Source organism: Nitrosomonas sp. (assembly GCF_043753625.1).
GTDB lineage: Bacteria > Pseudomonadota > Gammaproteobacteria > Burkholderiales > Nitrosomonadaceae > Nitrosomonas.
In genome coordinates, this window is the sequence record NZ_JAYUWI010000135.1 from 1 (window position 1) to 9762 (window position 9762).

At 44.9% G+C, this 9762-nt stretch carries 7 protein-coding genes; 4 read left to right on the plus strand and 3 right to left on the minus strand.

The window, feature by feature from the left end:
* Positions 1-87: 87 nt before the first annotated feature.
* From ACH10T_RS11460 to ACH10T_RS11470, 3 genes are read right to left on the minus strand one after another with little or no spacing between them, the layout of a single operon-like run.
* On the minus strand, positions 88-3564 hold the full coding sequence (locus tag ACH10T_RS11460; protein ID WP_394809408.1) for a hypothetical protein: 3477 nt from the start codon (positions 3562-3564) through the stop codon (positions 88-90).
* Between the two features lie 48 nt (positions 3565-3612).
* A complete protein-coding gene (locus ACH10T_RS11465; RefSeq protein ID WP_394809409.1) occupies positions 3613-4596 on the minus strand; it encodes a nucleotidyl transferase AbiEii/AbiGii toxin family protein in 984 nt (327 codons plus the stop codon).
* Positions 4593-5318, minus strand: coding sequence for a DUF6088 family protein (locus tag ACH10T_RS11470; protein WP_394809410.1), 726 nt, complete (start codon positions 5316-5318; stop codon positions 4593-4595). Before ACH10T_RS11470 ends, ACH10T_RS11465 begins: the two co-directional genes overlap by 4 nt.
* Positions 5319-5631: 313 nt before the next feature.
* Between ACH10T_RS11470 and ACH10T_RS11475 the strand changes: the two genes are divergently transcribed.
* The 4 genes from ACH10T_RS11475 to ACH10T_RS11490 all read left to right on the plus strand — a co-directional run.
* Positions 5632-6102 (plus strand): LexA family protein, encoded by a 471-nt coding sequence (locus tag ACH10T_RS11475; RefSeq protein ID WP_394809411.1) that lies wholly within the window; start codon positions 5632-5634, stop codon positions 6100-6102.
* The gene (locus ACH10T_RS11480) at positions 6102-6773 is read left to right on the plus strand and encodes a Y-family DNA polymerase (protein WP_394809412.1); all 672 of its coding nucleotides are present in this window, start codon (positions 6102-6104) and stop codon (positions 6771-6773) included. Before ACH10T_RS11475 ends, ACH10T_RS11480 begins: the two co-directional genes overlap by 1 nt.
* On the plus strand, positions 6737-7366 hold the full coding sequence (locus tag ACH10T_RS11485) for a DUF4113 domain-containing protein (protein WP_394809413.1): 630 nt from the start codon (positions 6737-6739) through the stop codon (positions 7364-7366). Before ACH10T_RS11480 ends, ACH10T_RS11485 begins: the two co-directional genes overlap by 37 nt.
* A 274-nt stretch (positions 7367-7640) precedes the next feature.
* On the plus strand, positions 7641-9762 hold a 2122-nt coding region (locus tag ACH10T_RS11490; protein ID WP_394809414.1), incomplete at its 3' end, for a class I SAM-dependent DNA methyltransferase.

Below are 9762 nucleotides of genomic sequence, written 5' to 3' on the forward strand. Positions count from 1 at the left end.
ATTTCTTCTTGTTGAGCCAGAATCAGGGCTTTGAGTTGGGGTATCTCGTTGGTCTCTACCACAAGAAAATTGAAGCAAATTGCGTACCTAAACAGTTACTGTACCGATATGAAGTGCAATTACTGCATCCCACATGGCTATACCATGCTCTTCAGACTCATCACTGCTCAATATATCTTTTGCATTGTTTACCGCATTATTTAAATCAATTAATTGCGCAACTTGAGTATCTTTTACGTCAATGCCTTCGTATTCTAACCAATGACCGCCACTACTCTCCCAATGTGTTTCAAAATTGAGGGGCATACGATTGTCGAAAATTTCGCCTTCATTTTTGGAATTTATTAAAAAATCCCGCGCTTCTTCAGTCGCGAGATGCATTTCACCAATGCATTCAAATAATGTCCCTATGATTTCTAGACGGGCTTTTTTAGGATCTTGAAAAATCGAAAAATCGCGTTGAAGCCACCCCTTTTCAACTTGCTGACATTCTGTTTTTGATTGATAGGGGTAAACAGCACTCAACATGGCTATAGCTGTTTGTCTTGTCTCTAAAGAGTTTAATGCCACGGCTCCTGCAGCAGCTTGCCATAGCATTACACCTAAAGCCTTAGGCTTTTCGGCTGCAATTTCAAATAATGCTTTCCAAGCCAGCGCAATATTTGTTTCCTGAAAAACTAGGTCGGGAATGTTTTGAATTACAGCTACATCTTCAAGTGCCAGTGCCCAATTAACAAACGACTGATATATTTTGGCATACTCATCATACTGATTTTCTCTAACATCCCATGCCCAAATATGACTGCCATCTTCTTTAAAAGCTTTCTCAGTATTACCGTATAGTACATTTTGTATCTGTTCTCCCCCACGCGCTAAATGTTGTCCCTCAAACTGTCCGCGTATTGTCGCGGCAAATGCACGTATGCCTGTCTCAGGGGACATTTTAATAAGTGAAGTGAAGGCTTCGGAAAGATAATGTTCAGCAATATTAAAATCTTGGGCAGCATTGGATGATACAGATAAGATCCAACTATTTGACATTGGTGTAACTTGATCTTGTCTGAAGTTCCCTCCTAAAAAAACGCGGTAGTAGACTTTCGCAACGAAATCAGGATCGGTTTCAGCAAACCACTTTACTTCCTGTGCAAGGTTAGGCACTTCGATATGGCCCCACTTTGCAAACCGGTCTTCTGTGAAAAGCCTTTCTAGTAGAATTCGTGATGCAACCGGATCAGTTGCATAGGTTTGAGCGACATATTTTATTACATAGGGTGCTAGCCATGGAATCAAGCGGTCTTCGTTTGACATTATCTCGAACAAACGGCGAGATGCCACTCCAATACACGCCATATCCTCTGGGCTGTTGTGGTTATCAAGCAATAACCCTATGAGAACATGTATGCTGCCGAGTTCATCGTTGGACGGTTTATCTAATTCGCTAACAAAACCTGCCCACGGTTTTGTCAAGATCGCTTGTTTGGAATTTGCTTTTGTGAATAGCGAACCGACTATCTGTGATAAAGCCCGCCTTTGATCTGTATCAGCCGTTTTAAGAACTTGCGCTAACGGGGTAAGTGGTTCATCCTGCACTACGGCCTCAACGGCCAGACGCGCGAATTCTACGCGAATAATCGGGTCGATGCTTTTACTGCCGATGACCAATACGGCATATGTCCAATAATCGGTTACTTTAAGGTTCTTTTTAAGTTCCTCTAACCAATACGCTAGTGAAGGTGAAATCAGCAATCCAATGCTTTTGTCTTTGCTGAAAAGTTTGAGTGTGGATACACGATCCGGTAGCAATAAAAGGCGTGCGATGGCATAGTCGAACAAGACATGGTGGCGGAAGCCGACACGACGATTTGTTTCGACTATAAGAACCCCTACCTGTTGCAACAGATCAACTGTTGCCGCTGCTTCCATCGGAATTTCCGTTTCGGGAAGGTCAATGGATCGTGATTCAATCATTAAAGAGACGATAATCCTGAGAGCTACTGTAGCTGGTGTGCCCAGTTCAGTAATCCGTTGCTGCCAATACGCCTCTAAAAGCTGTCCTCGTGTTCTGACTTGTGTTAATGATTCAGGTGTTAAACCTGTCTTTAGTAAATCCGCGACTAACCCTAGATTAAACGGGTTTTGTGTCAAAGCTTCCACTCTTGGTCCAGCAGCTTTAATAGCCTGACTCAGACTCGGGGATTTTAAAGCTATATCATCCTTTTCCTGTTCATCGAGAAGGCCAACATGTATATGACGAACATTACTAAAATTTTTATCTGAATGCTCTGGCGATGGTGCTTTGCCTGCGAACAATGACCGCCACTCTTTTCCAAGTCGTAAATCGAACGTGCGGACAGAGGCAATTACTTTCCAGTCTGGTAAGGCGATAACTTCTTGGATCAACTTTTTATAGGTTTGCTCGGCTAATCCTCCTCGGACAGCATCAAGGGCATCCACGAAAAGATATCCTGATTTACCGCTCGCCATCTGTCTCAAGACATCAGTTAACGGGTGAATTAGCTGGATCTCTTGTCGTAGAGTCTCCAAAGAAATCGATCCCGCTTCAACGGTCAAGACGACTACTACGGCTTCTTTTTTCAGGATTTCTGCTGATTTGAAAATCACTGCTGATTTTCCTGCACCTGGTTCACCAGTTATTATAAGAGAGCCTTTCTTAGCCGCCTCTACCACGACATCAACTATAGGACGAGAAATAGTAATATCGCCGTTAGGTGTGTTGAGTTCAGTAAAACGCTTCAGTCGCCGGGTGACATGAGCACTATAAATTGAAAGACCTTTGACATCTTCGCTAAAGCTTGGTGCTTCTTTCAAGCGGATAGTGTCCCGCAAAGAGTTTCTGAGGGAGTTAGCATTCCCTCCAGTCCCATCTTGAGATGCGTCCGCTGCCCACTTCACTAAAAGATCGTGTAAAGCAGCTTCTTCTCCAGGATTTGCAACAACATTCTGGAGTATTTCTGTGGTGGATTGGCGTTGGCTTTCACCGATTTTTACAACAGTACAAAAAGATAGGAGCTGTTCTCTAGTAGCGCTACTGATGGGAGTACTTACTTCATCAAACCAAGCAGCATCAATTAAATCAGAAAACGTTTTGAGAGCTGATGATAGGGTTTCTGGAAGAGCCGTAGCGGCACCTGTTCGACTTTTTTCTAACGCTTGGTGCAGGTGTATGGCTACGCTTTGAGGAGTTTCATCCCCTATTGCGAGTATCAGTCGGTCGTGCGCCAAGTTCAAGTCACGCCGTATTCCATCATCAATTGCACCTGCGCGGAATTGGCGAACAAACTGTTGTGCAACGGAAGCTAACTCACTATCACCACTTTTCGATAAACTAATCGTCCTCTTCGCCTGAATGTAAATTTTCCCGTATTCGGTTTCAACAACAATGTCATCTACGGCTGTTGCCGCTTCAAAGAACAATTTTTTGGGTGTGCCAGGTAGACGTTTCCCTAAGCGTGACATTGGTCGCTCTGTTAAAATTAGAGCTGCTAGATCAGCTCCTACTTCTGATTGAAAAACTACACCTCCTGAAGTACCACGACCACTCATATTTTCGCCTTAGTGTTAATTGCTCTGAAAATATACATTAGGTTATTGCTATTTCTCTATTTTAATGGTCCAGTCGATGCTGACTAATCGTTCAGCAATAGCTCTCAGCGTTTCCAATACGGCTGCATCATTTGGAAAATCGCCATATACTAGGTTTCTGAAATCACTATTGTACACCTCTCGCAATTGCTTCCAGACATTTTCGGTGTCGCGAAAGATTAAGGCATCTTTTGGGTGGTGAGCCAACCAGCTATTATTGTTTTTGAAACTGATCACGTCATCTTGGGCCACTTTCAGTAGCATCTCATCGAACGCCGATGATTGGAAGAAACGTGCATACTCAGCCTGTTGTAGCAGTTGATGTAAATCATACGTATGCCTGATTTTCTTTTTCAGGTCGTCAAGCGGATTTTCACCGTAGGAGAACCTGACCAGGCTCATGATCTTTTCACACAGCGTCCGGATGGGTTCCAGTACACGTACTTCAAAAGGCAGCAGACCATATTCCCTAGCAATGCTTTCTTGTCCATTGCCGAGCATCATTTTTCCGACAAAGGCACTTACCATTCTGGTCGTATAGGGTTCAAAATAGCCAAGCCAAGTCGCTTCAACCACAATCACGTCGCGTATCTGACCGTATAAACCAGCAAATTCCTTGTTATACGTATGTGCGGTTTTCCGATTCATCCCCATTTTGTGGGTTAGGCCCGCTATCTGAACTTCTGGCAGGGCCGTACTGACCACATCGCTGATGGTCCTGATTTTAGTAGTTAGCTTGTTATTGGATTCCTGATTGCGTCGTAAGACCACCAGATCAATATCCTCGGAAAACCGGTCGATCATACTGTAGCACTTCGATAACGAGGTGCCACCTTTGAACACGGTGTCATCGCCAATCGGGTGATGAAAGAGTGTATGCAGGGCGAATGTCACCCAATAGTCTTTTTCGACATAGATAGCGGCAATTTGCATCTGGTCAGCCGTGAACTGTACAGCCTGTCGAAACAGCGTTTTGTTTTCGTGCAGTTTCATCGGATATTCCACTTTTTAGCCGTGCTGAGAATGTCACTCAGGCCAGCCAGTTTGTAAACGGTGATAGGGTTCAGCGTTTTATAAAGAAGAGGGGACAGTTTGGCTTTTTGCAACCCATCCAGCATGGCACCTAATAACGCTCTGGTAGCGGGTGGGTACTTCAACGCCAGGCGCACCATCGTTTTTTGTTCAGTCTCGGACAGTTCCTTCACAATAGCCATCAAGCGTTTTGCTGACCTAGTGAGGTTAGCATCCGGGATTTTTTTGATGGTCCGTATCCCATCGAGAATTTGCAACAGCGGCACTATATCCTTGGTAATCGTATTTTTCTGTTTGATGAAGATGATCGTGTAGCGTTCCCGTTTAAAGGCTGGCCGGATGTCATTCTTCCCGATCTGAATGGTGTTGCTGACCTGAGTTGTTAAGCCCAACTGGTTATAGATGCTGTAGCCAGTCAAATAGCCTATAATCTTGCCATCCTCTTCCAACAAGTCTTTGACAACTTCCGATTGGTCTGGCTGCAATGGACCGAACGGCGTGTTTTCCGGTTTATAAAATTTACCCTTGGCAAGTTTGGTGAGCTTGCCCGCCTGCACCATCCGGTTTAGTGATTTGATGACGGCCTCTTTGCCATCAGCCCCAGAGTTAATGTCCGTGTACGAAAACACATGACCGACTGGAAGTCGATCTACTGTAGCCGCGACGTTTTCAGACGTTTTCATACCTCAATGATACGCTATGGATTAGTCTTTGTCCAGTTTATTATAAAAATAACTGGACAAGGTTATAACCTAATTGATTGTAAGAATAGGGTAGGGCCAAATGGCACAGGTTACCCAAACCGCCAGCAACAGCTAAATCCGAATCCAACTTACTGACTTCAAAGCCGTGATTAGTGGGGAAGGACCACAATCCTAAGACACTGATTTATATAGGAATATAATACAAGTAAAATATAATTAATAGGAATTTCTTGCTATTCCTGCGAATTATGACACAATTCGCATAGTCCTAACCTTTAACCCGGCGGTCACTATGCACACACAGACCCCAGTTTACAGCGATATAACGCGCTACAACATTGCTGATTTCCAACCGATCCTTTTGCCCAAATTCGCCCTTAACGTTGAATGTGGCACTAGTACAACGGGCTTTGCCAGTCCCGCCGATGATTATATCGATGCGCATTTGGACCTCAACGACTATCACGGTATCCGCAAGCACGTCACCTTCTTAGTGGAGGCTATCGGCGATTCGATGATCGACGCGGGGATCACCGAAAACGATGTGTTGATCGTTGATACGAGCCTAGTTTACCGTGAAAATGATGTCGTCATCTGCTGCTTAAATGGCAGCTATAAAGCCAAGATTATTGACCGTAAGAACGGAAAACTGTTCCTGAAATCCCGCAACCCCAACTTTGCCCCCATTGAAATTTTAGAGTGTGATGATCTTAGGGTGTTTGGCGTAGTGAAGGGGCTAAGCCGTAATTTCCGGCGCGACTGATGCAATGGTTCGGGCTTCTCGATTGCAATAATTTTTACTGTTCCTGTGAGCGTATTTTTTCGCCTACGTTGCAGGAACAGCCTGTCATTGTGCTCAGTAACAATGACGGCTGCATCATTTCTCGCAGCCAGGAGGTCAAGGATTTAGGGGTGCCAATGGGTGCCCCAGCGTTTAAAATCCGGGAGTTTATCAAGCAACACGCGGTGCAGGTGTTTAGCAGCAATTACACTCTATACGGCGATATCTCAGCGCGTGTGATGAATACGCTCAACGAGCTTTGCCCGTTGGTTGAAGTGTATTCTATTGATGAAGCGTTCCTTGATTTGTCTATTTTCCCCGTCGCCGAGCTGGAGCCGTTTGCCCGGAAAGTCCGGGCGACCGTAAGGCGATGGACGAAGATTCCAACGTGTGTTGGCATTGCCCAAACCAAGACACTTGCTAAGGTGGCCAATAAGATTGCCAAAAAGAATCCCGCGCTCGACGGGGTTTTTGTCATTCAGGACGACGCGGCTAGAATTGCCGCCCTGGCATCATTTCCCATTGGCGACGTGTGGGGCATTGGCCGACAATATCAGGAACTGTTATACAAACAGGGTGTACGCAGTGCGCTAGATTTTACCAAGCTGTCTGATCAATGGATCAAAAGTCAGATGACCGTTACCGGTTGTTGATGGAACTACGCGGCCTGTCCTGTGTGCCTATGCTAGAACCCCGCGCCATTTCAAAGAACATCTGTAACAGCCGATCATTTGGCCAACCTCAACAAGAGTATGAAGCCATCGCCGCAGCAGTCAGCACATTTGCCCATAATTGCGGCCAGAAGTTGAGAGCGCAGACGGCTTGCGCCAGTGTCCTAACGGTCTTCATCCACACCAACAAACACCGTAAAGACCAGCCTCAGTATTCGGGAAGCAAATCCATTAGCTTACCGACTGCAACGAATAGCAGTACAGAACTGATTAAAGCTGCTTTATATGTTCTGCAGCGTGTGTTTAAACCCGGCTTTGTCTATGCCAAAGCGGGGGTGATCGTTACGGGTATTATTCCCAGTAACCAGGTCACAGCGGATCTATTCGACACGGCCAACCGCGAGAAACAGGCCGAAGTCAGCCAGCTTATTGACGATCTAAACCGGCGATATGGCCGTAACACTATTGTGTTTGCCGCCCAGAAGACCGCTCATCAGTGGCAGACCCGAGCCGACCGGAAAAGCCCCTGTTACACAACGGCTTGGCCTGATTTACCAAAAATTCAGCTTGAGTAGAGGTCAGTGATGGTGAGATATTTCGGTATCTTTCGCACCATCTATGCTTAATCAACTGGGATTCATGATGTTGGTAATCTCATTGGAAAAATATTGAAATGTGTGACTGATTTAAGCATAGGCATGATTGGTTCTAATTAAATTTAACCTAATGACAAGTGGGCAGGGATTGAAGCCCAGGCCTTTATAGTGCAATGGTTGTAAATCACCCTGTTTCTTATTTTGGGCAAGGTTATTCAGTAAGTAATACTCACAAATATTGCAGAGTAACAACATGAATGCAGTTGAGATTGAAGAAGCTATATCGTTGCTAGCAGAACAGCCTTTCGTTCCTGCTGAATTTCCATATAGTTTTCTGGAAGCTTTTGGGAATAAGCCCACAACTATTAAGCGCCTTCAAACGGGAAATAACAATAAATCTGATATTGCGGGTGGCATTCTTCAACATAATAACATTCACATTGCTGTTTGTGAAAAGGGTACGGTTCCTGATGCATTGAGTAAGCTTCGTGAAAGCCCTGCCACGACAAAGGCCAAGGCTAAATACATACTTGCTACTGATGGTGTGGATTTTCAGGCTGAGGATTTAAATAGCGGAGAGACAATCGTCTGCAACTATTCAGACTTCCACGACCATTTTGGATTTTTTCTACCTCTTGCTGGAATTAGTACCGTCAAGCAAATTCGAGAGAGTGCCTTTGACATCAAGGCGACGGGGCGTCTGAACAAACTGTATATAGAGCTTTTACGCCATAATCCGGACTGGGCTAAGCCACAACGTCGCCATGATATGAATCATTTTCTGGCGCGTTTGATTTTCTGCTTTTTTGCTGAGGATACAGGTATATTCCCGGCTGATTGCCTGTTCACGCCGACTGTCCAGAAAATGAGTGCAGGTGATGCCTCCGATGTGCATGAGGTCATCACCGAAATCTTTCGTGCAATGGATACCAAGCAGGAAGAACGCGTAGGAAAGAAAATTAAGAATTGGGCGAATAAATTTCCCTACGTTAATGGAGAATTGTTTTCAGGATCAATCGAAACGCCCAAATTTACCAAGATTGCCCGATCCTATTTGTTGCATGTCGGTAATCTAGACTGGAAGCGTATAAATCCGGATATTTTTGGCTCCATGATTCAGGCTGTGGCCGATGAGGGTGAACGCAGCGCACTTGGGATGCACTACACCTCTGTTCCTAACATCCTGAAGGTGCTGAACCCCTTATTTCTTGATGACATTCGCGCTCAATTGGATGAAGCAGGAAATAATAGTCGAAAGCTCCTGAACCTACGTAAACGGCTATCGCGTATTCGCGTGTTTGATCCGGCCTGTGGATCTGGAAATTTCCTGGTGATTGCCTACAAGCACATGCGGGAAATCGAGCATGAGATCAACGAAAGACGTGGCGAAACCAACAGGCCTACTGACATACTGATTACCAATTTCAGGGGCATAGAGTTACGAGATTTTTCGGCTGAGATAGCAAGGCTGGCACTTATCATTGCTGAATATCAATGCGATGTTTTGTATCGAGGCCAAAAACTGGCGTTAGCTGAATTTCTACCACTGAATGCAGAAAACTGGATTACCTGTGGCAATGCACTTCGTGTTGAGTGGTTATCAGTTTGTCCTCCAACCAGCAAGGGCGTTAAATTTTTTGGAGATGACCTATTTAACACCCCGGTTGATCAGGCAGAAATTGATTTCGAAAACGAAGGCGGAGAGACCTACATATGTGGAAATCCGCCATACTTGGGATCTACTTGGCAAACGAAAGAACAAAAATCGGACCTTGAAGCAATATTTAAAAACCTGACTACCACATGGAAATCACTGGATTATGTGGCAGGCTGGTTTATGAAGGCGGCTGAATATGGTAGACATACCAAGATGGCTTCTGCTTTTGTTTCGACTAATTCGATTTGCCAAGGACAGCAAGTCCCCATTCTTTGGCCGCTAATCTTTAAAACAGGCCATGAAATTGCCTTCGCGCACACTAGTTTCAAATGGGCAAACCTAGCCAGTCACAACGCAGGTGTGACGGTAGCAATTGTTGGCATTTCAAACCATGATGAGAAAGTGCGGAAATTATTTTCCATCGCAGATGACGGAAGCTCGGTTTTGAAAGAAGCGGAATATATAAACGCATATTTGGTTTCCGGCCCTGACGTTATTGTAAATCCTCTTTCTAAGCCAAAAGATGAGCGGGGTTTGATGGAATGGGGAAACAAACCTACAGATGGAGGAAACTTCTTTTTTACATCTATGGAAAGGCAAGAACTGTTGGAAGAAGCACCCTCCGCAGATCCTTACACAAAGCGTTTCCTTGGTGCACAAGAATTTATTCGTGGTGAGAGCAGATATTGTCTTTGGATTGAAGACAAAGATCGTGCAA